The organism is Enterobacter mori LMG 25706 (genome assembly GCF_000211415.1).
In the GTDB taxonomy this organism is placed as follows: domain Bacteria; phylum Pseudomonadota; class Gammaproteobacteria; order Enterobacterales; family Enterobacteriaceae; genus Enterobacter; species Enterobacter mori.
On sequence record NZ_GL890778.1, the window covers coordinates 89,026 to 114,395 of the forward strand.

Genomic DNA, 25,370 nt, shown 5'->3' on the forward strand with positions numbered 1-25,370 from the left:
AGCTGTTTCCGGCTAATCAACGGCCCGTCAATCTTCTTCATCGAGCGGTCCAGCACTTCCTCAATCACTGACGACAGCTCGTTCAGCTCAAACTTCGCCACATACCCGTCGGCCTTCACCTTGCGAATATGGTCTTCGTTGGCGTTGCCGGACAGAGACGAGTGGATCACCACCGGAATATCCTTCAGGAACGGATCGGTTTTGATTTTGCGCGTCAGCGTAAAACCGTCCATCTCCGGCATTTCGAGGTCGGTCAGCACCAGTGCAATTTTATCGGTGATGGGAACCCCTTCAGCCTGCGCCTGTGCCGCCAGTACGCCAATTTTCTCCCATGCGTCTTTACCAGTAATGTGCAGCTGCGCGGGGATTTCCATCGCCTGCAGGCCTTTCTCCAGCATCGAGCGCGCCACTTTGGAATCTTCCGCAACAATCGCGACCGAGCCCGGCTTGATATTGAATTTGGTGGTTTTCAGATTGGTCGCGTGCAGATCGTGGTCAGCCGGGGTGATGTCGTACAGGATCTGCTCAACGTCCAGCACCATCGCCAGATCGTTGGTATCGGTCTTCTCGTCCAGACAGGCGATGCTGGTGATATAGCGCCCGCTGACGGCGGTTTCGGCCGCGTGTACCTGCTTCCAGTCGAGACGCATGATGTTCTCAACGGACTCCACGGCAAACGCCTGCACGCTGCGGGCGTATTCGGTGATCAGCAGAATGTTCAGTCCGGTCGTCGGCTTGCATCCGGCCACGGCGGCCAGGTCAATCACCGGGATCACCTGGTCGCGAATGTTCACCATCCCCATCAGCGGAGACTTCATGCCTGCGGGTTTGGTGAACGCCGGCATCGGCACAATTTCGCGCAGCTTGAACACGTTAATGCCAAACAGCTCGGATTTATTTTCGTTCAGAGAGGTGCCAAGACGGAACAGCAACAGTTCAAAACGGTTCGACAGGGTCAGATTCGCCCTGTCATCAATATCTTTCTGGAAATTATCCATTCTACCCTCAAGAGAAATGCTGACCTTTTAATCGTTATCGGCATCCTGAGGGAAAAATGAAGGACTAAACGCTGACCTGAGTGAAATCTTCCGCCAGCTCACATGCCGGGAACAGGTGACGGCACTCTGCCAGCAGACTTGCACATCCCCGCGCGTCGTAGCGCGAGCTAACGTGAGTGACGATCAATCTCCCGACGCCCGCGTCACGGGCAAGCTGCGCCGCCTGACGCGTCGAGCTATGGCCCCGGCTGTTGGCTTTCTCTTCCATCGCCGTTTCAAGCGTCGCTTCATGCACCATCACATCTACGCCCTGTGCAAGCAGATGGGCGGAAGGGCACGGCGCGGTATCGCCAAAGATCGCCAGCTTTTTCCCCGGCTGCGGCGCCGCGAGGTAGTCCTGACCGTTCACCACGCGCCCGTCTTCCAGCGTGACGGTCTCTCCCTGCTTAAGACGCTGGAACAGCGGGCCGGGCTTTATGCCGTCAGCGATGAGGGCCGCGGCGTCGAGCGCACCGGGTTTGTCGTGCTCTTCAATGCGATAGCCGTAACACTCAACCGGGTGATTAAGCGGCTGAGCGGTGACGGTATACGCGCCATCGTCGAAGACCAGACCTTCGGCGATCTCCACCACGTCGAGCGGATAATCCGTCCACGAGCCGCTCAGGCGCAGCGTCGTTTCAACAAATTCCCGGGTACCCGCCGGCCCGTAAATCGTCAGCGGGTTGGCATTACCGGCCATCGAACGGCTGCAGAGCAGGCCGGGCAAGCCGAAAAGGTGGTCACCGTGAAGATGGGTAATAAAAATTTTATCCAGCTTGCCTGGATGATAAGCGGTACGCAGCAGCTGGTGCTGCGTGCCTTCACCGCAGTCAAACAGCCACAGACCGCCGCGGGTGGGGTGATGAAGATCCAGCAGGATCGCCGTCACGTTTCGTGAGCGGGTTGGCACGCCAGCGGACGTACCCAAAAAAATCAGTTCCATAACGCAATCAGCCCTTTGCCGAACGGGGAGGGGTTTAGTATAACGTGATGAACCCCAGTACGGAGACAGACATGATCCAGTGGCAAGATTTACACCATAGCGAACTCACCGTTCATTCTCTGTATGCCCTGCTGAAGCTGCGTTGCGAAGTCTTTGTTGTTGAGCAAACCTGCCCGTATCAGGACATTGATGGCGATGACCTCGTTGGCGAGAACCGTCATATCCTCGGCTGGCGCGAAAACGAGCTGGTGGCGTATGCGAGGATTCTGAAAAGCGACGACGATTTCGAGCCGGTGGTGATTGGCCGCGTCATCATCAGCGATAAAGCGCGCGGTGAAAAACTGGGCTATCAGCTGATGGAGAAAACCCTGGCATCGTGCGAAAAACAGTGGCCAGACAAGGCGTTATACCTCGGCGCGCAGGCGCATCTTCAATCCTTTTACGGGCACTTTGGCTTTGCGCCAGTGACGGATGTTTATGACGAAGATGGCATTCCGCATATCGGGATGGCGAGGGAAACGAAGCAGGCGTAATGGCGAGTCGTTGGCTATAGTTAGCGGACTGGTGTAACAACATGGAGAAAAATATGTCATTTCAATCCTGGGATACCCGTATCGACGACGACCTGGCCTTGCTGAGCGAGACGCTGGAAGAGGTGTTACGTTCGTCCGGCGACCCTGCCGATCAGAAATATATTGAGCTTAAAGCGCGTGCCGAAAAGGCACTGCATGAAGTGAAAAACCGCGTCAGCCATGCGTCTGATAATTACTACTACCGCGCGAAAAAAGCGGTATATCGTGCTGATGATTACGTGCATGAAAAACCGTGGCAAGGCATTGGCGCCGGTGCTGCCGTCGGGCTGGTACTGGGGCTGCTCTTAGCCCGTCGTTAACAGCGTTTTAAACGGTTAACCACTCCCTATACGTGGGTACTGATATTTCTTATGGTACCCCGTATAATACGAGGTTTTAACAGGGAGAGGTTCGCGTGCATTCGATATTCCTCGCGCTGGAGCAACTGCGCACACGGCTGGCGCAAGCGTTACCCGCAACACCCGGTTTACGTCATTTCGACGTCTCTTTCCCGTTAAACGACGCATTCGATCCCCTGGCCTGGCTGGGTGCTCAGCAATGCTATCCCCAATTTTACTGGCAGCAGCGTAGCGGCGATGAAGAGCTGGCCGCGCTGGGCGCCGTTATCCATTTTTCTTCTCTCGCGTTGGCCTCGCAGTTTTTGCATACGCAGCATGCAGCCAGTGACACCCGCATTTGCGGACTGAACGCCTTTTCCCCGGAAAAGGGCAGCCTGTTTTTACCGCGCCTGCTCTGGCGACGTTCAGGCGGCGTTGCCACCCTGCGCCTGCAGCTGTGGAGTGAGTGTTCCCTTCAGGACGATGCTCAGGTGGCAAAGCGTTTTTTAGGCAGTCTTCAGGACGCCAAACCGATCCGCCCGCTGTCCGTTCAGGTGGAACGCGAAACGCACCAGCCGCAAAAACCGGAATGGTTGCGCCTTATACGGCAGGCAACGGAGACTATCGCGCACGGTGAGTTTGAAAAAGTGGTCCTCGCCCGCGCCACCGATCTGCAATGCCATCAGCCGGTAAATGCCGTTGCCCTGATGGCAGCCAGCCGCGCGCTCAACCTGAACTGCTACCACTTCTGCATGGTTTTCGATGCCAGCAATGCGTTTCTGGGCTCTACGCCCGAGCGTCTGTGGCGTCGGCGCGGCACGTTGCTGCGCACCGAAGCGCTGGCAGGCACTGTCGCCGGCCACGCGGATGACGCTCAGGCCCGGCGTCTGGGCGACTGGCTGATGAAAGACGATAAAAATCAGCGTGAGAATATGCTGGTTGTAGAGGACATCTGCGAGCGCTTGCAGCATCACACCCAAACGCTGGAGGTGCTGCCCGCGCAGGTTGTGCGGTTGCGGAAGGTGCAGCATCTGCGGCGCTGCATCTGGACTGAGCTCAAACACGCTGACGATGAACAGTGCCTGCACGTTCTGCAGCCGACGGCGGCGGTGGCCGGGCTACCGCGCCAGGCGGCGCGTGCGTTTATCCAGAATGTGGAACCTTTTGACCGCGAGTGGTATGCCGGATCGGCCGGCTATTTATCGCCTGAGCAAAGTGAATTCTGCGTGGCGCTGCGCTCTGCACGCGTCCACGGCGCGGCGCTGCGGCTCTACGCCGGGGCGGGGATCGTCAGCGGGTCTGATCCGGAGCAGGAGTGGCAAGAGATAGAAAACAAAGCCGCCGGGCTGCGTTCTCTGCTCCTTAGGGATTAATACTGATTCGCGCATTCCCGATTCATATCAAAATTCCAAATTTTTCTATTATTTATACTGTGTCGTATTCTTGATACCGGACAAACTCATGTCAGTAAGTTCTTTTAATCGACGCTGGGCGACGGTGATCCTCGAAGCCCTGACCCGCCATGGCGTCAGGCACGTGTGTATTGCACCGGGCTCCCGCTCCACGCCGCTGACGCTGGCGGCGGCTGAAAACCGGGCCTTTATTCACCACACCCATTTTGACGAGCGCGGTCTGGGTCATCTGGCGTTAGGGCTGGCGAAAGCCAGCAACGCCCCCGTCGCGGTGATTGTCACCTCCGGAACCGCGGTAGCGAACCTCTATCCGGCGCTCATCGAAGCCGGGTTAACCGGTGAAAAACTGATCCTGCTGACGGCCGATCGTCCCCCTGAACTTATCGACTGCGGTGCCAATCAGGCGATTCGGCAGCCGGGTATTTTTGCATCTCATCCTTCGCAGACGGTCTCGTTGCCGCGTCCAACTCAGGATATTCCGGCAAGCTGGCTGGTTTCGACCCTTGACCACGCGATGGGCTCGCTGCGCAGCGGCGCGCTGCATATCAACTGCCCGTTTGCCGAGCCGCTCTACGGTGAACTGAATGACACCGGTTTGGCCTGGCAGCAGCAGCTCGGCGACTGGTGGGAGAGCGAAAAACCCTGGCTGCGCGAGCAGACGCACCTGGAAAGCGCGAAACAGCGCGACTGGTTCTTCTGGCGACAGAAGCGCGGTGTGGTGATTGCCGGTCGCATGAGCGCGGCTGAAGGCAAGCTGGTCGCCGAATGGGCGCAAACTCTCGGCTGGCCGTTGATTGGCGACGTGCTTTCCCAGACCGGTCAGCCGCTGCCGTGCGCCGATCTCTGGCTGGGTAATGCCAAAGCGGTCACCGAGCTAGCGCAGGCGCAGATTGTGGTCCAGATCGGCTCCAGCCTCACCGGGAAGCGTCTGTTGCAGTGGCAGGCTACCTGCACACCGGAAGAGTACTGGCTGGTGGATCCGCTGGAGGGGCGGCTCGACCCGGCGCACCATCGCGGTCGTCGTCTGGTGAGCGAGATTGATAGCTGGCTGGAACTGCATCCGGCAGAAAAGCGTAAACCCTGGGCGGTGGCGATCCCGGAAATCTCGCGCCAGGCGTGGGAGCTCACCAACGCGCAGTGCGAAGGTTTTGGTGAAGCCGAGCTTGCGCACCGTATTCGCCACTATCTTCCCGAGCAGGGGCAGCTGTTTGTCGGCAACAGCCTGGTGGTGCGCCTGATTGATGCCTTCTCTAAGCTGCCTGCAGGCTATCCGGTTTACAGCAACCGCGGAGCCAGCGGCATCGACGGGCTGATTTCCACGGCGGCAGGCGTGCAGCGCGCCAGTGCGAAATCGACGCTGGCGATTGTGGGCGACCTCTCTGCACTGTATGACCTCAACGCGCTGGCGCTGCTGCGTCAGGTCTCCGCGCCCTTTGTGCTGATTGTGGTGAACAATAACGGCGGGCAGCCTTTCTCCCTGCTGCCGACGCCGCAGAGCGAGCGCGAACGCTTCTACCTGATGCCGCAAAACGTGCAGTTCGAGCATGCCGCCGCCATGTTCAGCCTCAAGTATCATCGTCCTGAAAACTGGGAACAGCTGGATACGGTGTTAAGCAGCGCCTGGCGGCAGCCGGGCACTACGCTTATTGAGCTGGTGGTGAACGATGCTGACGGCGCGCAGAAGCTGCAAAATCTGCTGGCGCAGGTGAGCCACCTGTGACCCTGGCTGGCATGCTGCATAACGGTAAGCCGGGTTACCCCTGGCTGGTCTTTCTGCACGGGTTTTCCGGCGATTGCCGCGAGTGGCAGGCTGCCGGGGAGTCTTTGCGCGATTATCCCCGGCTGTATCTCGACCTGCCGGGACACGGCGAATCTGCCGGTGTCAGCGTCACCGGGTTTAACGATCTCAGCAATTTGCTTGCCAGCACCTTACTTAGTTACAACATACTTAACTACTGGCTGGTGGGGTACTCTCTCGGCGGCCGCATTGCGATGTTTCAGGCTTGCCAGCAGCCAAAGGGCTTATGCGGCATTGTCGTAGAAGGCGGTCATCCTGGGCTGCAGGATGCGGGCTCGCGAGAGGCGCGGCTGGCGTCCGATCGCCGCTGGGCGACGCGTTTTCGTGCTGAACCGCTCCCTGACGTCTTTGCCGACTGGTATCAGCAGCCGGTGTTTGCCTCTCTTTCGGATGCGCAGCGCGGCGAACTGATTGCCCTGCGTAGCCGGAACAACGGCGCGAATCTGGCGGCAATGCTTGAAGCCACGTCGCTGGCCGTGCAGCCCGACCTGCGTTCTGCGCTGAGCGCGTACAACGCCCCTTTTTATTATCTCTATGGCGAACGTGACGAGAAGTTTGCGGCCATCGCCGCCGAACTGAACGCCGAACGCCACGTTATTCCTCACGCCGGACACAACGCCCACCGGGAAAACCCCGGCGCGGTCGCCGCGAGTCTGGCTCAGATACTGCGTCTTCGAACAAAGGACACTCTATGATCTATCCTGATGAACATATGCTCTACGCCCCGGTTGAATGGCAGGACTGCTCCGAAGGCTACACCGACATTCGTTACCACAAGTCCACTGACGGCATCGCCAAAATCACCATCAATCGTCCGCAGGTACGCAACGCGTTCCGTCCGCTGACCGTGAAAGAGATGATTCAGGCGCTGGCCGACGCGCGCTATGACGACAACATCGGCGTGATTGTCCTGACCGGTGAAGGTGACAAAGCATTCTGCTCCGGCGGCGATCAGAAAGTGCGTGGCGACTACGGCGGATACCAGGATGATGCGGGTACGCACCACCTGAACGTCCTCGATTTCCAGCGCCAGATCCGTACCTGTCCAAAACCGGTCGTCGCGATGGTGGCGGGTTACTCCATCGGCGGCGGCCACGTGCTGCACATGATGTGCGACCTGACCATTGCCGCTGAAAACGCTATCTTCGGCCAGACTGGCCCGAAAGTCGGCTCCTTCGACGGCGGCTGGGGTGCGTCCTACATGGCACGCATCGTTGGGCAGAAAAAAGCGCGTGAAATCTGGTTCCTGTGCCGTCAGTACAACGCGCAGGAAGCGCTGGATATGGGCCTGGTGAATACCGTGGTGCCAATTGCCGATCTTGAAAAAGAGACCGTGCGCTGGTGCCGCGAAATGCTGCAAAACAGCCCGATGGCGCTGCGCTGCCTGAAGGCGGCCCTCAACGCCGACTGTGACGGACAGGCGGGTCTGCAGGAGCTGGCGGGTAACGCCACCATGCTGTTCTACATGACCGAAGAGGGTCAGGAAGGACGCAACGCGTTTAACGAAAAACGCCAGCCGGACTTCAGCAAATACAAACGGAACCCGTAATGCGTCGCGCACAGGTTTACCGCTGGCAGATACCGATGGACGCGGGCGTGGTGCTGCGCGAGCGGCGGTTAAAAACCCGTGTCGGACTCTTCGTGCATCTCCGGCAGGGCGAGCGGGAAGGCTGGGGCGAGATTTCACCGCTGCCGGGCTTTAGCCTGGAGTCGCTGGATGACGCGCAGGCGGCGCTGATGGCCTGGGCGCGCGCGTGGCGGGAAGGCGCTAATCCGGCCCTGCCGGACCTGCCTTCCGCTGCATTCGGCATCAGCTGTGCGCTGGCGGAGCTTGACGGCAGCTTGCCTCAGGAAGCCAACTACCGCGCGGCGCCGCTCTGTACCGGCGATCCGGACGAACTGTTCGCGCTGCTCTCCGCCATGCCCGGCGAGAAAGTGGCGAAAATCAAAGTTGGCCTGTACGAAGCGGTGCGTGACGGGATGGTGGCGAATCTGCTGCTGGAAGCGATTCCGGATCTGCGCCTGCGGCTGGATGCCAACCGCGCCTGGACGCCGCTTAAGGCGCAGCAGTTCGCGAAGTACGTCAACCCAGCCTACCGCAACCGCATCGCGTTTCTGGAAGAACCGTGCAAAACGCGGGATGATTCCCGCGCCTTTGCCCGTGAAACGGGCATCGCGATTGCCTGGGATGAAAGCCTGCGCGAAGCCGATTTTGAATTTGTCGCCGAGCCGGGCGTGAGTGCGGTTGTCATTAAGCCGACGCTGACCGGCAGCCTGGACAAGGTGCGTAAGCAGGTCTCGGCTGCGCACGCCCTGGGGCTGACGGCGGTGATCAGTTCGTCCATTGAGTCCAGCCTTGGGCTGACGCAGCTGGCGCGCATTGCGGCCTGGCTCACGCCGCAGACCATCCCTGGCCTAGATACGTTAAGCTTGATGCAAACGCAGCTTATTCGTCAGTGGCCGGACAGCATACTGCCGTGCCTCGACGTTGAGGCGCTGGAGCCGCTGCTATGAGTTTTACCGACTGGCCGTGGCGGCACTGGCGCACGCAGCGTGTGGAAAAACCCGCGCTGCGCCTGGACGACGATGTTCTCACCTGGCAACAACTCTGTGCACGCATCGATAGCCTTGCCGCCGGGTTCCATCGTCAGGACGTGCAGGAGGGCGATGGCGTTATGCTGCTCGCCCATAACCACCCGCAAACGCTGCTGGCGTGGCTTGCGCTGCTGCAGTGCGGTGCGCGCATTCTGCCGGTCAATCCCCAGCTTCCGCGCCCCTTGCTGGACGTCCTGCTCCCGCAGATGACGCTGCGCCATGCGCTGGTGCTGGACGGCGCGTTTGACGGGCTCTCTGCCCTTAGCCTGTCAGAACACGCAGGGGAATATGCGGCCGCGTGGCAGCCGGATCGCCTGGCTTCCATGACGTTAACCTCTGGCTCGACGGGGTTGCCAAAAGCGGCGGTTCACACCTGCGCGGCGCATCTTGCGAGCGCGCAAGGCGTGCTGGCGTTGATGCCCTACGGCAGGGACGACGACTGGCTGCTGTCGCTGCCGCTGTTTCACGTTTCTGGTCAGGGGATTCTGTGGCGCTGGCTGCTGGCGGGCGGGCGCTTGACCGTGCGCAAGAAGCAGCCGCTGGAGCAGGCGCTGGAGGGCTGCACGCACGCGTCGCTGGTGCCGACCCAGCTGTGGCGTTTGCTTCATACTCAACACCACGTTGCGCTGAAAGCCGTTCTGCTCGGCGGAGCGGCAATTCCCGTTGAACTGACCGGGAAGGCGCGGGAGCAGGGCATTCGTACCTTCTGTGGTTACGGCCTGACGGAGTTCGCCTCTACCGTTTGCGCGAAAGCGGCGGACGGCGAGCCGGATGTGGGAACTGCCCTTCCGGGTCGGGAAGTGAAGCTGGTCGAGGGGGAAATCTGGATCAAAGCGCAAAGCATGGCGGCGGGCTACTGGCGAGACGGCGCGCTTCTTCCGCTCACTAACGCGCAGGGCTGGTTTGCCACCCGCGATCGCGGGGAATGGCGCAACGGTCGTCTGACGATTTTAGGCCGTATGGACAACCTCTTTTTCAGCGGAGGAGAGGGGATCCAACCCGAATCGCTGGAGCGTGTTATCGCCACGCATCCGCAGATAAGCCAGGTGTTTATCGTCCCGCTGGACGACGCCGAGTTCGGACAGCGTCCGGTGGCGGTGGTGGAGTGCGAGCCTGGAACGGATATCGCGCAATTCCCTGACTGGATCCAGGGCAGGCTGGCGCGTTTTGAACAGCCGGTACACTGGCTTGTGCTGCCCGCAGAGCTAAAAAATGGCGGGATAAAAATCTCCCGCCAGGCGTTAAAACAGTGGGTCAATGCCCTGCTGAGGGGCTAATCAGCCGACGTCCGGCTCGGGCTTGCGCTGGCGCCGACGCAGCAGGCGCAGGACCGGCGGCGCCACAATCACCATGATCGCCATGGCCAGCAGGATCTTCGTTACGCTGCTCTCCCACAGTATCGACATATTGCCGTTGCTAATGGAGAGGGCGCGGCGCAGGTTCTGTTCCAGCATCTCACCCAGCACAAAGCCTAAAATCAGCGGCGACATCGGGAAGTGCATCTTGCGTAAGATGTATCCCAGCACGCCAAGCAGCACCATCAGCACCAGGTCGAAGGTGGTGCTGTGCACCGCGTACACCCCAACCGCAGAGACCGCCGCAATGGCGGGCACCAGGAACCACAGGGGAATGGTCAGCATGCGGGTAAACAGACCGATCAGCGGGATGTTCATCACCAGCAGCATCACGTTGGCGATCAGCAGTGCCGCAATCAGCCCCCACACGATGTCCGGCTGCTCGGTGAACATCGCCGGACCTGGGGTGATGTTATAGAGCGTCAGCGCGCCCATCATCACCGCCGTGGTGCCGGAGCCCGGCACGCCGAGCGTCAGCATCGGGATAAACGAGCCGCAGGCCGAGGCGTTATTGGCCGCCTCTGGCGCCGCCACGCCGCGTATATCGCCCTTACCGAAGCTGTCGCTGTTGCCGCTCAGCTTTTTCTCGGTCATGTAGGTGATGGCGCTGGCGATGGTCGCTCCCGCGCCGGGCAGGATGCCGACGAAGAAACCAATCACCGACGAACGCAGGGTAGCACCCACACACTGCGCCCCCTCTTTGGCATTAAAAAGCATGCGGCCGGTTTTGCGCACCAGCGTCTGCCCGCTGCTGGTATGTTCCAGCATCAGTAAGATTTCTGAGACAGAGAACAGGCCAATCACGACGACGATAAACTGCACGCCGTCGGACAGGTGAACGCTGTCGAAGGTAAAGCGATAAACCCCGGTGTTGGCATCCACACCGACGGTGGCTAACCCTAAGCCAATCAGCGCAGACAAAAACGATTTGAGCGGGTTTTGCGCCATCATGCTGCCGAGGCAGGCGATAGCGAACACCATCAGTGCAAAATACTCCGCCGGGCCAAACGCCAGCGACCACTGGGCCAGCGCAGGGGCGAATAGAATGATACCGCCAATGGCAATCAGCGAACCGAAGAACGAGCTGACGGCAGAAATGGAGAGCGCCACGCCGCCGCGTCCCTGTTGCGCCATGGGATAACCGTCGAGCGCGGTCATAATGGCGGCGGCATCGCCGGGCACGTTCAGGAGTATGGAGGAGATGCGTCCGCCGTACTCGCAGCCGATATACACCGTCGCCAGTAAGATCAGGGCGGATTCAGCCGGCAGGTGCAGGGCAAAGGCCAGCGGCAGAAGTATCGCCACGCCGTTAATTGGGCCAAGACCGGGCAGCAGGCCGACGATCGTGCCCACGAAGCAGCCGATCAGGGCGATCACCAGGTTTTCCGGGGTCATCGCTACCGCGAACCCCTGCGAGAGGTAAATCCAGGTATCCATAGCGTGCTCCGTTAGTTAAACCATGCGCCAAGGGGTAAGGTCACGTCCAGCAGGCGGTCGAAGGCGTACCAGAGCAAAATGCCCAGTACCGCACCCGAGAGCCCCGCTGTGGGCAGCGTGGCGTTGAACAACATGCCGATCACCATCGTCAGGATAGCGGTGGCAATCGGGAAGCCGAGCCACTCAAAGCCCCACGCGTACATCAGCAACACAATTACCATTACCAGCAGACGTTGCAGAATGCGTCTGGGCGGCCATTCCACGGTGTCAGGATGGCGCAACAGCATTGCTACGGAGCAGAGCAGCATCAGGCCGACGATACCCATCGGAAAGGGGCGTGGCCCCACCGGTTCATAGCTGTATTCGCTGTGGATCTGCCAGGCGACGAACAACCCACCAATGCAGAGCAGAAGCCATATCCCGGCAAAAATACGATCGCTCATAGCGCCTCCATTTACTTCGCCAGACCGAAGGCTTTCGCCTGTTCGCGGTAGTCATTCACCTGTTTTTTGACATACTCGTCCAGCTGCTTACCGTTGAGGTTGAACTCAAACAGGCCACGCAGATCGCGCTGCTTTTTGAACTCATCGGTTTGCTGGAGTTTGGCGAAGGCATCCACCCACCACTGGTATTCGGCGTCGGTCACTTTCGGCCCAACGAAGAAGCCGCGAATAATCGGCCAGACCAGGTTGTAGCCTTGCTCTTTGGCGGTAGGGACGTTCGCCAGCTGGCCCGGCAGACGGTTTTCCGAGAAGACCGCCAGCACGCGGATTTTATCCCCGCTCAGGTAAGGCACCATTTCACTGAGGTCGCCGGAGACGGCCTGCACGTGATTGCCCATCAGCGCCGTGACCGGCTCGCCGCCGCCTTCAAAGGCGACGTAGCGCATCTTATGTGGGTCCACTTTTGCCTGCTGCGCCAGCAGGGCGGCTTTCATCCAGTCCTGGCTTCCGATCGACGCGCCGGCGCCAATCACCACGCTGTTCGGGTCTTTTTCCATCGCAGTCAGCAGGTCTTTCAGCGATTTCCACGGGGAATCAGCGCGAACGGCGATCATGCCGTAATCCGTTCCAACGGTCGCGAGCCAGCGCACGTCATCCACGCCGTAGCGGCCAAATTTGCCCTGCGAGAGGTTCAGCAGCGAGCCGCCGGAGAAGGCCACCACGGTACCCGCTTCGGCGGGACGCTGCGCCACAATGGCGTTATACGCTACCGCCCCCACGCCGCCGGGCATGTAGGTGACGCGCATCGGTTTTACGATAGCCTTTGTCTCCAGCAGGCTGACCTGAATCAGCTTGCAGGTCAGGTCAAAGCCGCCGCCCGGTTTGGCCGGGGCGATACATTCGGTGCGGGACGGGACATCCTGCGCCTGGACGACAGAGGCACTCAACATCAATACGCTTGCAGCAAGGGTCGAAAGTAATTGTTTTTTCATCGTTTATCCTCACGCCGGAGAACCGGGAGTACGGGTACGGGGCTTTTTTTCTGATTATGTGAACCACCTTGTAGCGGTTCCGTTGCGTGATTGTTAAAACATTAACCTTTCATTTCCCTTTCACTGCGACACGAACTTTACAGGATGTGATATGCGTCTCTTACTCGCGGAAGATAATCGTGAGCTGGCTCACTGGCTGGAGAAAGCGCTGGTGCAGGGAGGCTTTGCCGTGGACTGCGTTAACGACGGGCGGGCGGCCGATCATCTGTTGCAGGGTGAAAACTATGCCGTCGCTATTCTGGACATCGGTATGCCCGGATTCGACGGGCTGGAGGTCGTCCATCGTTTGAGAAAGCGCGGGCAGACGCTTCCGGTGCTGTTTCTCACCGCCCGCAGCAACGTGGCGGACAGGGTGAAAGGACTGAACGCCGGGGCGGATGACTATCTGCCGAAGCCGTTTGAGCTGGAAGAACTTGATGCGCGGCTGCGCGCGCTGCTGCGCAGAAGCGAAGGGCGGACCCAAGAGCGTCAGCTTTTGGGCGAGCTGGAATACGACGATGACGGTTTTTTTCTGCTGCACGATGAACCGCTCTCCCTGACGCCGCGCGAGCTCTCCCTGCTGAAGGTGCTGATGCACCGCCGTACCCGGCCCGTCTCCCGCCAGCAGCTGTTCGACCAGGTGTTTAGCCTGAACGACGCCGCCCGCCCGGAGAGCATCGATCTCTACATTCACCGCTTGCGCAAGAAACTGAGTGGCAGTGGGGTGAAGATTACCACCCTGCGCGGGCTGGGTTACGTGCTGGAGTGTGGCGATGAAGTGGGCTAAACCGCAGTCCCTTTATCTGCAACTTCTGCTATTTCTGGGGTTACCGCTGCTGCTGTTATGGGGATTATCAGCGTTTAATAGCTACGTCAGCGCCCTGCAAGCGGCGACGCAGGCTTACGACCGCACGCTGTTATCGTCGGCGCGTACGGTCTCTGAGCGGCTTGAAGTGCATAACGGCAAGCTGCAGGTGAATGTGCCCTGGGTGGTGCTCGACAGCTTTGAGCTCAACATGAATGACAGGCTGTATTACAAGGTGGTCGACCCCACCGGGCGGGTGATTTCCGGCTACGACGACCTGCCGAAGATGCCCCCTTCAACCTCGCGCACTACGCTCTACCCGGCGCTGGCCTGGTTTTATCACACCGAGTATCGCGGGCAGGCGATTCGCGTGGCGAAGCTGCTTCAGCCCATCAACGAAGATAACGTCGTCGGGATGGCGGAGATCTATGTCGCTGAAACGCTGCAGTCCCGTCGCTATCTTGCCAGCCAGCTGCTTTTTTCGTCCTGGGTATCTCAGGGGCTGCTGGTCCTGCTGACGCTGATCTTAACCGCCTGGCTGTTGCGTCGCGTGCTGCGCCCGATGCGCCAGCTGTCCTCGCTCATGGTGCGTCGGGAGCCGGGGCTGCTGTCTCCGCTGCCCGAGCTGCTGCCCTGGTCAGAAACGCGCCTGCTGATTGTGGCCTTCAACCGCTATATTGACCGACTGCGTGGAGTGCTGTCGCGGCAGGAGCGCTTTAATGCCGATGCCTCTCACCAGCTTAAAACCCCGCTGGCGGTGCTGAAAACGCAGGTCTCGGTGGCCCTGACGCGGGACGATCCGGCGCTGTGGCAGGAGAGTTTACGGGCGATGAATGTGACGCTGGATAACACCATTGTGCTGACTGAACGCCTGCTTCAGCTTTCGGCGGTGAAGCGAAAAGAGGAGGGGGAGCGGCAGTTTATCCCGGTGGATCTGGTGCAGGTCGTGCAGAATTGTTGCTTTTCACGGCTGGCGCAGGCGCGCAGCAAAGCGATTGACCTGGGGTACGACGGTGAGCTGCAGCCGACGATCATCGAAGGCGATGAGGTTTTGCTGGGCGAGCTATGCGCAAACCTGCTGGAGAACGCCATCAAATACACGCCGGAGCAGGGGATCGTAACGGTTTACCTGCGCGTGGATAACGGCGCGGTTGACCTGAGCGTGGAAGACAGCGGGCCGGGGATTGCGGAAAATCTGATCCCGCAGGCGATGCTGCCGTTTCGCCGTCTGGATAACGTCGGCGACGCGGCAGGATCCGGCATCGGGCTGGCGCTGGCGAGCGATATTGCCCGGCTGCACCCCCGCCATCTTAAACTTTCCCGCAGTGAACACTTAGGCGGGCTGAGTGTGAAAATGCGTTTTCTGCTGATGGGGTAAAGGCAGATATTATCAAATCGTTACAAACTAATTGTCTGACGCACGCAGAGTGCTTGATCCCGCAGTGAGGCAGGTTAAAATCTCGCGGTTTTGGGACTTATTATCTATAAATTGTGCGGGATCACGACAATGAAAAAAGTGGCATTAATGGGCTTAGGCCTGATGGTTATCTCTTCGGCGGCTAACGCCATCAGCTTCAACGGCTCGGCGGGTGAGGATTACACCCATCTGGGCTTTGGTCTTGGCACGGATAGCGCCGGTCTGGCAATGACCGGCGGCTGGACGCATAACGATGACGACGGCGATGCGGCAAGCCTTGGGCTCGGCTTCAACGTTCCTCTTGGTCCATTCCTGGCGACCGTTGGCGGCAAAGGGATCTACACCAACCCGAACGACGGCGACGAAGGCTACGCGGCGGCGGTCGGCGGCGGCCTGCAGTGGAAAATTGGCGACAGCTTCGGCCTGTTCGGCGAGTACTACTACTCTCCGGATTCGCTCTCCAGCGGTATCGAAAGCTACGAAGAAGCCAATGCCGGTGCGCGCTGGACTATCATGCGTCCGATCACTATCGAAGCGGGTTATCGCTATCTGAACCTGGCAGGTAAAGACGGCAACCGCGACAACGCGCTGGCTGATGGCCCTTACGTGGGCGTGAGCGCAGGCTTCTAATCTCTTCGGCGCGGCGTCCTGTCGCGCCAGTTTCTCTCTGCTCCCCCCATTCAATTGCGCTATAGTGTTTCGACCATATAAGCGGGAGAACACAATGATTAACGTGGAGATGTTATCCACCGGCGACGAAGTGCTGCATGGGCAAATTATTGACACCAATGCCGCCTGGCTTGCCGATTTATTCTTTGAGCAAGGATTACCGTTAACGCGCCGCAACACCGTGGGCGACAATCTTGAGTCACTGGTGAACGTTCTTCGCGAGCGCAGCGAGCACTGCGACGTGTTGATTGTGAACGGTGGACTCGGCCCCACCAGCGACGATCTCAGCGCGCTGGCTGCCGCCACCGCGAAAGGCGAGGGGCTGGTATTGCACGAGGCGTGGCTGGCGCAGATGGAACGCTTCTTCTCCGATCGTGGTCGCGTGATGGCACCGAGCAACCGCAAGCAGGCTGAAATACCCGCCAGCGCAGAGCTGGTCGATAACCCGGTCGGTACCGCCTGCGGGTTTGCCGTACAGCTCAACCGCTGCCTGATGTTCTTCACCCCCGGCGTGCCTTCTGAATTTAAAGTGATGGTCGAGCAGCAAATCCTGCCGCGCCTGCGGGCGCGCTTTACGCTGCCAGAGCCGCCGCTGTGTCTGCGCCTGACCACCTTTGGCCGCTCGGAAAGCGATCTGGCACAGAGCCTGGATCATCTTCAACTGCCGCCGGGCGTCTCGATGGGCTATCGCTCGTCAATGCCCATTATCGAACTCAAGCTGACCGGGCCGGCGACGGAAAAAGCCGCCATGCTGGCGCTGTGGCCTGAAGTGCAACGCGTCGCGGGCGAGAGCCTGATCTTTGAAGGCACGGAAGGACTGCCCGCACAGATTGCCCAGAGCCTTCAGTCCCATCAGCTGAGCGTCACCCTCAGCGAACAGTTCACCGGCGGCCTGCTGGCGCTGCAGCTTTCTCGCGTGAATGCGCCGCTGCTCGCCAGTGAAGTGGTGCCGTTCCAGCAGGAGACGCTGGCGCAGACCGCGCGCTGGGCGTCAGAGCGCAGGGTGAAACACTTTGCCGGTCTGGCGATGTTTGTGGGCGGGCTGGATGAGGAACATCTCAATTTTGCGCTGGCAACGCCGGAAGGCACGCATGCGCTGCGGGTGAAAATGAGCATCACGCGCCACAGCCTGGCGGTGCGTCAGGAGGTCTGCGCGATGATGGCGCTGAACATGCTGCGCCGCTGGCTGAACGGTAAAGAAGTCGCCAGCGAGCACGGCTGGATTAACGTCGTGGAGTCGCTGTTTATCGAATGATGCGTTTGCCGGGGTCTCTCGCCCCGGCAATGCTTACCCCAGCGCTTTCGCCAGCAGGGTAATGGGATGTTCGCAGCGTTTGCTGGTGGACATCTCAATCTGCCACTTGCAGGTTTCACAGTCCGTTACCACGATATCCGCGCCGCTCTCTTCAATCTGGCGGAACAGCGGGGCGCCAATCGCCTGTGACGTTTCGTAGTTTTCACGCTTAAAGCCGTAGGTGCCCGCAATCCCGCAGCAGCGTGAGTCCAGCACCGTCAGCTCCAGCCCCGGTATAAGCCGCAATAGCTCCAGCGTATAGAGCGACCAGCCCATTTTTTCCATATGACACGGCGTGTGATAGACCACCTTCAGCGGTAATGTCTTCAGCGGCAGCGTCTGTCCGTCGTCCAGCTTGCGCCACAGGAAGCGCGTCGCCAGCTCAATATGCTCGCGCAGTCCGGTAATATCGACATCCAGCAGGTGCGGATACTCATCGCGCAGCGTAAAGGTACAGGTGGACGAGGTGGCCAGGACCGGGATCCCCTTGTCGACGATGGCCTCGCGCAGCGACGAGACGTTACTTTTCGCCTGCTTACGCGCTTTATCGGTAAATCCGTTGGCAATCAGCGGGACGCCGCAGCATTTCTCCTTGCTAAGGAGCTGTACGCCGGTACCCATGGCGTTCAGCACTTTCAGCAGATCTTTACCCAGCTGCGGGTGGTTGTAATTCACATAGCAGCCGTGGAAAAAGGCCACCTGGTCGGCGTACTGGGCTTGTTCCGCCGCGACGGACTTGTACCAGCGGCGGAAGCCGCCGTGAGAATATTTCGGCAGGCTGCGGTGATGGTCGATTTTAAGCGTGGCATCCAGCAGCTGACGCACCGGCTTGAGTGAGGTCGCGGCATTCACCAGCGGGGCAAAGGGCGTCGAGACGCTGCCCATCAGATCGGTATGGCTCAGGATCGCATCGCGCAGTGTGGGTTTCTGCGTGCTGTAGCGCGCGCGGGCGCGCTGGATGATATCGCCGATTTTAACATCCGACGGACAGGCGACTTCGCAGCGTTTGCAGTTGATGCAGTATTTCAGCGCCTCGTCGTACAGCTTACCGTCCTTCAGACGAAGACGCTCACCGTCCGGCCCGGCCTGCTTCGGACCGGGGTAGCGCGGGTTCACGCCGCTGACCGGGCAGACGGTGGTGCAGACCGTGCATTTGATGCAGCTTTCGAAACGGGTGTCGTTCATTGTGCAGCCTCCGTGCGCTGAATAATCTGCTCTGCAACGTGGAGCGCCGTGACGGCGCAAACCCCGCCGCCGCAGCCCTGTGCGATGGGATCGTATCCGCCCAGTACGGAGCCGATGGCGAAGAGATTGCAGATCGATTTACCGGAAAGCTGCGGGTGCAGATCCGTATCGGCGATGACGCCGAACTGCTGCCAGGGCTGCGGCGTGAAGAAATCACTCTGATACCAGTCCGCGCGGGAAGCGCTCTGCCGGACATCCAGCCCCATAATGGCTTCCCGAATGCCGTTGCGTGTGCTCAGCAGCCCGTTGCTGAAGAAACTGCCGCTTGCCAGTACCGCGTAGCGCGCGCGGAGCGGAATATCATCATGGTTCCGCGTCCAGATTTCACTCACTGCGCCGTCGGTCAGGGTAATTTTTTTCACCTCATCACCCGCCATCCACACGCCGCCCTGCGCAACAAACTGGCGCTGAAGCTGGTTGTGCAGACGAATGCCCGGCACGGAAGGGGGAAGCGTAGGCAGCAGGCCGAGCGAGCAGGGCAGACGATCGGACAGCCAGCGCCAGAGTCGGTTGTCGTTTAAACCAAAGCAGGCGGGCATTAACAGGGAATCGCAGGTTTCGCCGAGCGGCCTGAGCGCATCATACAGCAGCGGCCATTTGTCCTCGTTATCCAGAAAACGGGCGATATTCACCGCGCGAAACTCGCTCGGGTTATCGCGCAGGATATCCAGTTCGGGTAGCTCAATTTCTGCTGTTTCGGCGTTAACACCCTGACGACACAGTGAGGCCACCGCGAGATGGGGCTGAAAATCAAGAAAACCGCTAATGCCCACCACCCGCACGCGCGCGGCATTGATGGGCGCAACGGGCACCTCCTCCGGGCTGAGCCAGGCGGAGCGCAGGGTACCGAGCGGCGTGACGCGCTGGTGATTTTGCCTGGCGCTTCCCTTCAGATGTGCGCCGCAATTGGCCAGTAACACTTCAGTGTCCAGGGCAAAACGATCAACGTTATGCGCGCCAATCAGATGATAGGGATGCTCCGGCGGCAGTTTATCGCGGTAGGTTTCGTCCACCAGATCCAGCGATCCTGACGAGAAGTGCAGGGCGCTTTGACCCCGGGTGATAATGGCGCAGCGCCGCCCCTGCTTCGTGAGTTGAATGCCGCAGAGCAAGCCTGCCAGCCCGCCGCCGACAATCACGGTATCAAATTTCATCGTGTTGCTCCTTCTCAAGACCGCAAAGTCCCTGGTAGACCCAGCGGGTAAATTCGCTTTCGCGCAGGGCGTCCCCCCAGGCGACAGGCTGAATGCCTTTCCAGCGCTCGTTTAAAAACGTGCTGAGCTGATCGAGTGACTGGGTGGCGGTCGTGGTATGAAAACGCTGCAGCAGGCCGGCGGCACGACAGGCGCACAGCTCGCCCTGGCAGGTGCCCATGCCCACGCGGGTGCGGCGGCGGAGGTCGAGCAGGCTATTGACCGTCAGGCTCTCCACCGCGTACTGCACCTCACCGGCAGTGACGGCTTCGCACTCGCACACCAGGCTGCGGCTCAGCCGTCCTTCACCGAGCCACTGTGGCGTTCTGTCGCCGTGGCGGTAAATCGCGGATCCGCGCAGCGGCGCGGGCAGGGAGATGATTTTTTGCAGGGTTTTTTCGGTGGACTGCCGCGAGCCGGGCAGCGGCTGGTCTGCCGTCACGCAGGCTTCAGTATTCCCCAACTTGCGGCAGACGGCATCGGTCGCCCACTCGGCCATCAGGCGGTAGGTCATCAGCTTGCCGCCTGTGATGGTGATAAATCCGTCCATGCCGTCGCGCTCGGCGTGATCGAGCAGCACGATGCCCCGGCTGACGTTGCGTCCGCTCGGGTCGTTGTCGCTGGCGACCAGCGGACGTACGCCAGCGTAGGCGCGCAGAATACGCGTCTGCGCCATTACCGGGGCCAGTTTTTCCCCTTCCCGCAGCAGGATGTCGACCTCTTCAGCGGTCACGCGGTTGTAGTCAATCTCGCTGTAGTCGACGTGGGTTGAGGTGGTACCGATTAACGAAATGGTGTCGCCCGGGACGAGGATATCGGCGTCGGACGGTTTGCGGCAGCGGTTGATCACGTGGTTGTTGATGCGGTGGTCGAGGATCAGCAGCGATCCTTTCGCCGGGAACATGCGTACCGACAGGTCGGCGTATTCCGCAATGCGCTGCCCCCAGATCCCCGCTGCGTTGACCACTACGGCGGCATACAGCTCGCTGTGTTCGTTGTACTGCGTATCAAGGAGCCGTACGCCGCAGATGCGATGACCTTCGCGGATAAGCCCGGTCACTTCGTGCCCGGTCAGAATGCGCGCGCCATGCTCGCGGGCGTCCAGCATATTGGCGGCCGTCAGGCGGAAGGGGTCGACGGTGCCGTCAGGCACCTTCACCGCGCCGATAAGCGCCGGGTTAACCGACGGTTCCAGCCGCCTCGCCAGCGCCGGGTCCATGGCCTCCGCCTGAATGCCCGCCGCGGTGCAGGCGGTAATAAAGGTCTTCTGAAAGGCGAGGTCATCTTCGGGCAGGGTAATAAAGAGGCCGTCAGTCGGCTCAATGCAGTGGCGGGCGATACGCTTGAGGATTTGGTTTTCAGCAATACATTCGCGCGCGGATTCACCGTCGGTCACCGCATACCGCGCGCCGCTGTGCAGCAGGCCGTGGTTACGCCCGGTTGCGCCTGTGGCAATGTCATGACGCTCCAGAAGCGTTACGCTGAGGCCGCGCAGAGCGCAGTCGCGCGCGATCCCGGCGCCGGTTGCACCACCACCAATGATTATCACATCGCTATAACGAGGATCGTGAATGGTCATTGTTTACCCTCTATGTTCGTTTTTTTATCATTTAGCCATATCAATCGTGTGGTTTGTTTGATTTCGAACATAAACGCGCGAAATTCGAAAGTGAAACGTGATTTCATGCGCTTTTTTGCGCATTCTGTCATATTTCTGTAACAATCTGTGCGTTGATTCACAGTAACAATCACCGTGATTTCTTAACATCCCCGCCACTGGAATTCAGGTGCGAGCCACCTGCCCATTTAATTCAAGGCCACGGAGGCTGTCATGCTCAGTATCTTCAAACCCGCGCCACATCGTGCGCGTCTGCCAGAGGCAGAAATTGATCCGCTTTACCGCCGTCTGCGTTGGCAAATCTTCCTGGGGATCTTCTTCGGGTACGCGGCGTACTACCTTGTGCGTAAAAACTTTGCGCTCGCCATGCCGTATCTGGTGGAGCAGGGCTTCTCCCGCGGCGATCTGGGGTTCGCGCTGTCGGGGATCTCCATCGCCTACGGTTTTTCCAAATTCATCATGGGCTCGGTGTCGGATCGCTCGAATCCGCGCGTGTTCCTGCCTGCCGGCCTGATTCTGGCCGCTGCGGTGATGTTGTTCATGGGCTTCGTGCCGTGGGCGACGTCCAGTATTGCGATTATGTTCGTGCTGCTGTTCCTCTGCGGCTGGTTCCAGGGAATGGGGTGGCCGCCGTGCGGACGTACCATGGTGCACTGGTGGTCGCAGAAAGAGCGCGGCGGCATCGTGTCGGTGTGGAACTGTGCCCATAACGTCGGCGGTGGGCTTCCGCCTCTGCTGTTCCTGCTCGGTATGGCCTGGTTCAACGACTGGAAAGCCGCGCTGTATATGCCCGCCTTTGGCGCCATCGTGGTGGGCAATTATTGCTTTCGCGCTGATGCGCGACACGCCGCAGTCCTGCGGCCTGCCGCCGATTGAAGAGTACAAAAACGACTATCCGGATGATTACAGCAAGGAGCACGAAGAAGAGCTGACCGCAAAACAGATCTTCATGAAGTACGTGCTGCCCAATAAGCTGCTGTGGTACATCGCGGTTGCCAACGTGTTCGTTTACCTGCTGCGCTACGGCATCCTCGACTGGTCGCCAACCTACCTGAAAGAGGTGAAGCACTTCGCGCTGGATAAATCCTCCTGGGCCTATTTCCTGTATGAATATGCTGGGATCCCTGGCACGCTGCTTTGCGGCTGGATGTCAGACAAAGTGTTCAAGGGCCACCGTGGTGCGACGGGCGTGTTCTTTATGACCCTGGTGACCATTGCCACCGTCGTTTACTGGCTTAACCCGCCGGGCAACCCGTCAGTAGATATGGCCTGCATGATCGTTATCGGTTTCCTGATTTACGGTCCGGTGATGCTGATTGGCCTGCATGCCCTGGAGCTGGCCCCGAAAAAAGCGGCAGGCACGGCGGCGGGCTTTACCGGTCTGTTCGGCTATCTCGGCGGTTCGGTCGCGGCGAGCGCCATTGTGGGCTACACCGTTGACTTCTTCGGCTGGGACGGCGGTTTTATGGTGATGATTGGCGGTAGCGTGCTGGCTGTACTGCTGCTGATTGTCGTCATGATCGGTGAAAAACGTCACCACGCGGAAGTGCTGGCGCGTCGTCAATAAGGAGCAATGTGATGAAATTAACCCAACTTGCAACCGGCCTGCTGCTGGCCGGTTTAATGACCGGCTCCGCGCTGGCGGCGGATAAAATCGTTATTGCCCACCGCGGTGCCAGCGGCTATCTGCCGGAGCATACGCTCCCGGCGAAAGCGATGGCCTATGCCCAGGGTGCGGATTATCTTGAGCAGGATTTGGTGATGACCAAGGATGACCAGCTGGTTGTCCTGCATGACCATTATCTTGACCGCGTAACGGACGTGGCGGAGCGTTTCCCGGACCGCGCGCGAAAAGATGGGCGCTACTACGCCATCGACTTCACGCTGGCGGAGATCCGCTCGCTGAAGTTTACCGAAGGCTTCGAGATTGAAAACGGCAAGAAGGTGCAGGTCTATCCGGGACGTTTCCCGATGGGTAAGTCCGACTTCCGCATCCATACCTTCCAGGAGGAGATTGAGTTTGTTCAGGGGCTGAACCACTCCACCGGTAAAAACATCGGTATCTACCCGGAGATCAAAGCGCCGTGGTTCCACCATCAGGAAGGGAAAGACATTGCTGCGAAGACGCTGGAGGTGCTGAAACAGTACGGCTATACCAGCAAGAGGGACAAAGTTTACCTGCAGTGTTTTGACGCCGCCGAGCTAAAGCGCATCAAAACCGAGCTGGAGCCGAAGATGGGGATGGATCTCAATCTGGTACAGCTGATTGCCTATACTGACTGGAATGAAACCCAGGAGAAGCAGCCGGACGGGAAGTGGGTGAACTACAACTACGACTGGATGTTTAAGCCGGGCGCGATGAAGCAGATTGCGCAGTACGCCGACGGCATCGGGCCGGATTACCACATGCTGGTGGCGGAGGGCTCGACCCCGGGCCACGTGAAGCTGACGGCGATGGTGAAAGAGGCGCATGCCAGCAAGATGCAGGTGCATCCGTACACGGTGCGTGCAGACCAACTGCCGGAGTATGCAACGGACGTGAATCAGCTTTATGAGGTGTTGTATAACCAGGCGGGCGTGGACGGACTGTTTACGGATTTCCCGGATAAAGCGGTGACGTTCTTAAAATAGTTTTGTAGGTCGGGTAAGGCGAAGCCGCCACCCGACAATCAGGCTCTGCGGCCTGATGCCCTCACCCTAACCCTCTCCCACAGGGAGAGGGAAACAGGGCAATCACATCTCGATCTCAATATCGCCTTTTGCCCTGCAGCAGCAGGGCAAAATTTCTCCTTCACTGATAAAGGCCAGCGGTTCGGTCAGCCAGTCCACCTGGCCTGCGACCAGACGGCAGCGGCACGAGCCGCAATAGCCTTCACGACACTGGTACTCTACCTCCACCTGATGCGCTTCTAGCGCCACCAGCAGGGAAGGGTGCTCTTCCTGGCACAACACTTCGGTACCCGAAAGGCTCAGCGTTACGCGCGTCATCAGAGCTGGAAGTCGCTCAGGTCGTCAGTGTTGACTTCAGAATCAATCTGACCGACCAGATAAGAACTTACTTCCACTTCCTGCGGCGCCACCTGCACGTTATCGGACACCAGCCAGGTGTTGATCCACGGGATTGGGTTAGAGCGCGTCTGGAACGGCAGGTCGAGACCGACCGCCTGCATGCGGATGTTGGTGATGTACTCAACGTACTGGCACAGGATGTCTTTGTTCAGGCCAATCATGGAGCCGTCGCGGAACAGGTAGTCTGCCCACTCTTTCTCCTGCTGGGCCGCCAGCACGAACAGATCGTAGCATTCCTGCTTGCACTCTTCTGCAATCGCAGCCATTTCCGGGTCGTCCGCGCCGCTGCGCAGCAGGTTCAGCATGTGCTGAGTCCCGGTCAGATGCAGGGCTTCGTCACGGGCGATCAGGCGGATGATTTTGGCGTTGCCTTCCATCAGCTTGCGCTCGGCAAAGGCGAAGGAGCAGGCGAAGCTCACGTAGAAGCGGATCGCTTCCAGCGCGTTAACGCTCATCAGGCACAGGTACAGCTGCTTTTTCAGCGCGCGCAAGTTCACGGTAATGGTTTTGCCGTTCACGTTATGCGTGCCTTCGCCCAGCAGATGCCAGTAGCTGGTCATCTCGATCAGCTCGTCGTAGTAGTGCGCAATGCCTTCCGCGCGCTTCTGGATCTGCTCGTTGGTGACGATATCGTCAAACACCACCGCCGGATCGTTCACGATGTTGCGGATGATGTGGGTGTAAGAGCGGGAGTGGATCGTCTCGGAGAACGCCCAGGTTTCTACCCAGGTTTCCAGCTCAGGAATTGAGATCAGCGGCAGCAGCGCCACGTTCGGGCTACGACCCTGAATGGAGTCCAGCAGCGTCTGGTACTTCAGGTTGCTGAGGAAGATATGTTTTTCGTGATCCGGCAACGCCTGGAAATCGATACGGTCGCGGGAAACGTCCACTTCTTCCGGGCGCCAGAAGAAGGAGAGTTGCTTTTCAATCAGCTTTTCGAAGATGTCATATTTTTGCTGATCGTAGCGTGCCACGTTGACCGGCTGGCCGAAGAACATCGGCTCTTTGAGCTGGTCGTTTTTCGTCTGTGAAAAGGTGGTATATGCCATGAATGTGTCCTGTGGTGTTATTTCCCTCACCCCGGCCCTCTCCCACAGGG

At 59.4% G+C, this 25,370-nt stretch carries 23 protein-coding genes and 1 pseudogene; 14 read left to right on the forward strand and 10 right to left on the reverse strand.

What is annotated here, in order from left to right; all coding sequences use genetic code 11:
* Together ENTMO_RS0116660 and rnz are read right to left on the reverse strand one after the other, a co-directional pair.
* A partial coding sequence (locus ENTMO_RS0116660) for a chemotaxis protein (RefSeq protein WP_010433363.1) occupies positions 1–998 on the reverse strand: 998 nt, incomplete at its 3' end.
* A 64-nt stretch (positions 999–1,062) separates the two neighbouring features.
* Positions 1,063–1,980, reverse strand: coding sequence for a ribonuclease Z (rnz, locus tag ENTMO_RS0116665; protein ID WP_010433365.1), 918 nt, complete (start codon positions 1,978–1,980; stop codon positions 1,063–1,065).
* Between the two features lie 71 nt (positions 1,981–2,051).
* Between rnz and ENTMO_RS0116670 the strand changes: the two genes are divergently transcribed.
* The 8 genes from ENTMO_RS0116670 (at position 2,052) to menE (ending at position 9,972) form a co-directional block, all read left to right on the forward strand.
* The gene (locus ENTMO_RS0116670; RefSeq protein WP_010433368.1) at positions 2,052–2,513 is read left to right on the forward strand and encodes a GNAT family N-acetyltransferase; all 462 of its coding nucleotides are present in this window, start codon (positions 2,052–2,054) and stop codon (positions 2,511–2,513) included.
* Positions 2,514–2,566: 53 nt separating this feature from the next.
* The gene (gene elaB, locus ENTMO_RS0116675; RefSeq protein ID WP_029485146.1) at positions 2,567–2,872 is read left to right on the forward strand and encodes a stress response protein ElaB; all 306 of its coding nucleotides are present in this window, start codon (positions 2,567–2,569) and stop codon (positions 2,870–2,872) included.
* Between the two features lie 95 nt (positions 2,873–2,967).
* Entirely contained in the window at positions 2,968–4,263 is a 1,296-nt protein-coding gene (gene menF, locus ENTMO_RS0116680; protein ID WP_010433374.1) for an isochorismate synthase MenF, read from the forward strand.
* A gap of 88 nt (positions 4,264–4,351) precedes the next feature.
* Entirely contained in the window at positions 4,352–6,022 is a 1,671-nt protein-coding gene (menD, locus tag ENTMO_RS0116685; protein ID WP_010433376.1) for a 2-succinyl-5-enolpyruvyl-6-hydroxy-3-cyclohexene-1-carboxylic-acid synthase, read from the forward strand.
* Between the two features lie 11 nt (positions 6,023–6,033).
* Entirely contained in the window at positions 6,034–6,795 is a 762-nt protein-coding gene (gene menH, locus ENTMO_RS0116690; RefSeq protein ID WP_041951439.1) for a 2-succinyl-6-hydroxy-2,4-cyclohexadiene-1-carboxylate synthase, read from the forward strand.
* Positions 6,792–7,649 (forward strand): 1,4-dihydroxy-2-naphthoyl-CoA synthase, encoded by an 858-nt coding sequence (gene menB / locus ENTMO_RS0116695; RefSeq protein ID WP_010433380.1) that lies wholly within the window; start codon positions 6,792–6,794, stop codon positions 7,647–7,649. Before menH ends, menB begins: the two co-directional genes overlap by 4 nt.
* Complete coding sequence (menC, locus tag ENTMO_RS0116700) at positions 7,649–8,614, forward strand: o-succinylbenzoate synthase (RefSeq protein WP_010433383.1); 966 nt, start codon at positions 7,649–7,651, stop codon at positions 8,612–8,614. The genes menB and menC overlap by 1 nt, the downstream gene beginning before the upstream one ends.
* On the forward strand, positions 8,611–9,972 hold the full coding sequence (gene menE, locus ENTMO_RS0116705) for an o-succinylbenzoate--CoA ligase (RefSeq protein WP_010433385.1): 1,362 nt from the start codon (positions 8,611–8,613) through the stop codon (positions 9,970–9,972). The genes menC and menE overlap by 4 nt, the downstream gene beginning before the upstream one ends.
* On the opposite strand, the gene ENTMO_RS0116710 is transcribed toward menE, so the two are convergent.
* Genes ENTMO_RS0116710 through ENTMO_RS0116720 form a run of 3 tightly spaced genes read right to left on the reverse strand, consistent with a single transcriptional unit; the run spans position 9,973 to position 12,922 of the window.
* On the reverse strand, positions 9,973–11,487 hold the full coding sequence (locus tag ENTMO_RS0116710; protein WP_010433387.1) for a tripartite tricarboxylate transporter permease: 1,515 nt from the start codon (positions 11,485–11,487) through the stop codon (positions 9,973–9,975).
* An 11-nt stretch (positions 11,488–11,498) separates the two neighbouring features.
* Positions 11,499–11,930: a tripartite tricarboxylate transporter TctB family protein gene (locus tag ENTMO_RS0116715; RefSeq protein WP_010433389.1), complete on the reverse strand. Its 432-nt coding sequence runs from the start codon at positions 11,928–11,930 to the stop codon at positions 11,499–11,501.
* A gap of 11 nt (positions 11,931–11,941) precedes the next feature.
* Positions 11,942–12,922 (reverse strand): Bug family tripartite tricarboxylate transporter substrate binding protein, encoded by a 981-nt coding sequence (locus tag ENTMO_RS0116720; RefSeq protein WP_010433391.1) that lies wholly within the window; start codon positions 12,920–12,922, stop codon positions 11,942–11,944.
* A gap of 151 nt (positions 12,923–13,073) precedes the next feature.
* Between ENTMO_RS0116720 and tctD the strand changes: the two genes are divergently transcribed.
* From tctD to ENTMO_RS0116740, 4 genes are all read left to right on the forward strand, one after another.
* A complete protein-coding gene (gene tctD / locus ENTMO_RS0116725) occupies positions 13,074–13,748 on the forward strand; it encodes a transcriptional regulator TctD (RefSeq protein WP_010433393.1) in 675 nt (224 codons plus the stop codon).
* Complete coding sequence (locus tag ENTMO_RS0116730) at positions 13,735–15,144, forward strand: sensor histidine kinase (protein WP_010433395.1); 1,410 nt, start codon at positions 13,735–13,737, stop codon at positions 15,142–15,144. The genes tctD and ENTMO_RS0116730 overlap by 14 nt, the downstream gene beginning before the upstream one ends.
* Positions 15,145–15,273: 129 nt before the next feature.
* Positions 15,274–15,813, forward strand: a complete 540-nt coding sequence (locus ENTMO_RS0116735) for a YfaZ family outer membrane protein (RefSeq protein ID WP_010433398.1) — start codon at positions 15,274–15,276, stop codon at positions 15,811–15,813.
* A gap of 94 nt (positions 15,814–15,907) precedes the next feature.
* Entirely contained in the window at positions 15,908–17,107 is a 1,200-nt protein-coding gene (locus ENTMO_RS0116740; protein WP_010433400.1) for a nicotinamide mononucleotide deamidase-related protein YfaY, read from the forward strand.
* Between the two features lie 33 nt (positions 17,108–17,140).
* Here the strand turns inward: ENTMO_RS0116740 and glpC are convergent, their stop codons facing one another.
* Genes glpC through glpA form a run of 3 tightly spaced genes read right to left on the reverse strand, consistent with a single transcriptional unit; the run spans position 17,141 to position 21,163 of the window.
* The gene (glpC, locus tag ENTMO_RS0116745; protein ID WP_010433403.1) at positions 17,141–18,331 is read right to left on the reverse strand and encodes an anaerobic glycerol-3-phosphate dehydrogenase subunit GlpC; all 1,191 of its coding nucleotides are present in this window, start codon (positions 18,329–18,331) and stop codon (positions 17,141–17,143) included.
* The gene (gene glpB, locus ENTMO_RS0116750; RefSeq protein WP_010433406.1) at positions 18,328–19,545 is read right to left on the reverse strand and encodes a glycerol-3-phosphate dehydrogenase subunit GlpB; all 1,218 of its coding nucleotides are present in this window, start codon (positions 19,543–19,545) and stop codon (positions 18,328–18,330) included. The genes glpC and glpB overlap by 4 nt, the downstream gene beginning before the upstream one ends.
* Positions 19,535–21,163 (reverse strand): anaerobic glycerol-3-phosphate dehydrogenase subunit A, encoded by a 1,629-nt coding sequence (glpA, locus tag ENTMO_RS0116755; RefSeq protein ID WP_010433409.1) that lies wholly within the window; start codon positions 21,161–21,163, stop codon positions 19,535–19,537. The genes glpB and glpA overlap by 11 nt, the downstream gene beginning before the upstream one ends.
* A gap of 252 nt (positions 21,164–21,415) precedes the next feature.
* Here glpA and glpT point away from each other — a divergent pair.
* Positions 21,416–22,769: pseudogene (glpT, locus tag ENTMO_RS24260) on the forward strand (glycerol-3-phosphate transporter).
* 11 nt (positions 22,770–22,780) lie between these two features.
* Positions 22,781–23,833 carry a glycerophosphodiester phosphodiesterase gene (gene glpQ / locus ENTMO_RS0116765; protein ID WP_010433411.1) on the forward strand — a complete coding sequence of 351 codons (1,053 nt, stop codon included), beginning with the start codon at positions 22,781–22,783 and terminating at the stop codon, positions 23,831–23,833.
* A 102-nt stretch (positions 23,834–23,935) separates the two neighbouring features.
* Here glpQ and yfaE read toward each other — a convergent pair whose 3' ends face one another.
* Both yfaE and nrdB read right to left on the reverse strand, forming a co-directional pair.
* On the reverse strand, positions 23,936–24,190 hold the full coding sequence (gene yfaE / locus ENTMO_RS0116770) for a class I ribonucleotide reductase maintenance protein YfaE (protein ID WP_010433414.1): 255 nt from the start codon (positions 24,188–24,190) through the stop codon (positions 23,936–23,938).
* On the reverse strand, positions 24,190–25,320 hold the full coding sequence (gene nrdB, locus ENTMO_RS0116775) for a class Ia ribonucleoside-diphosphate reductase subunit beta (protein ID WP_010433416.1): 1,131 nt from the start codon (positions 25,318–25,320) through the stop codon (positions 24,190–24,192). Before nrdB ends, yfaE begins: the two co-directional genes overlap by 1 nt.
* Positions 25,321–25,370 lie beyond the last annotated feature (50 nt).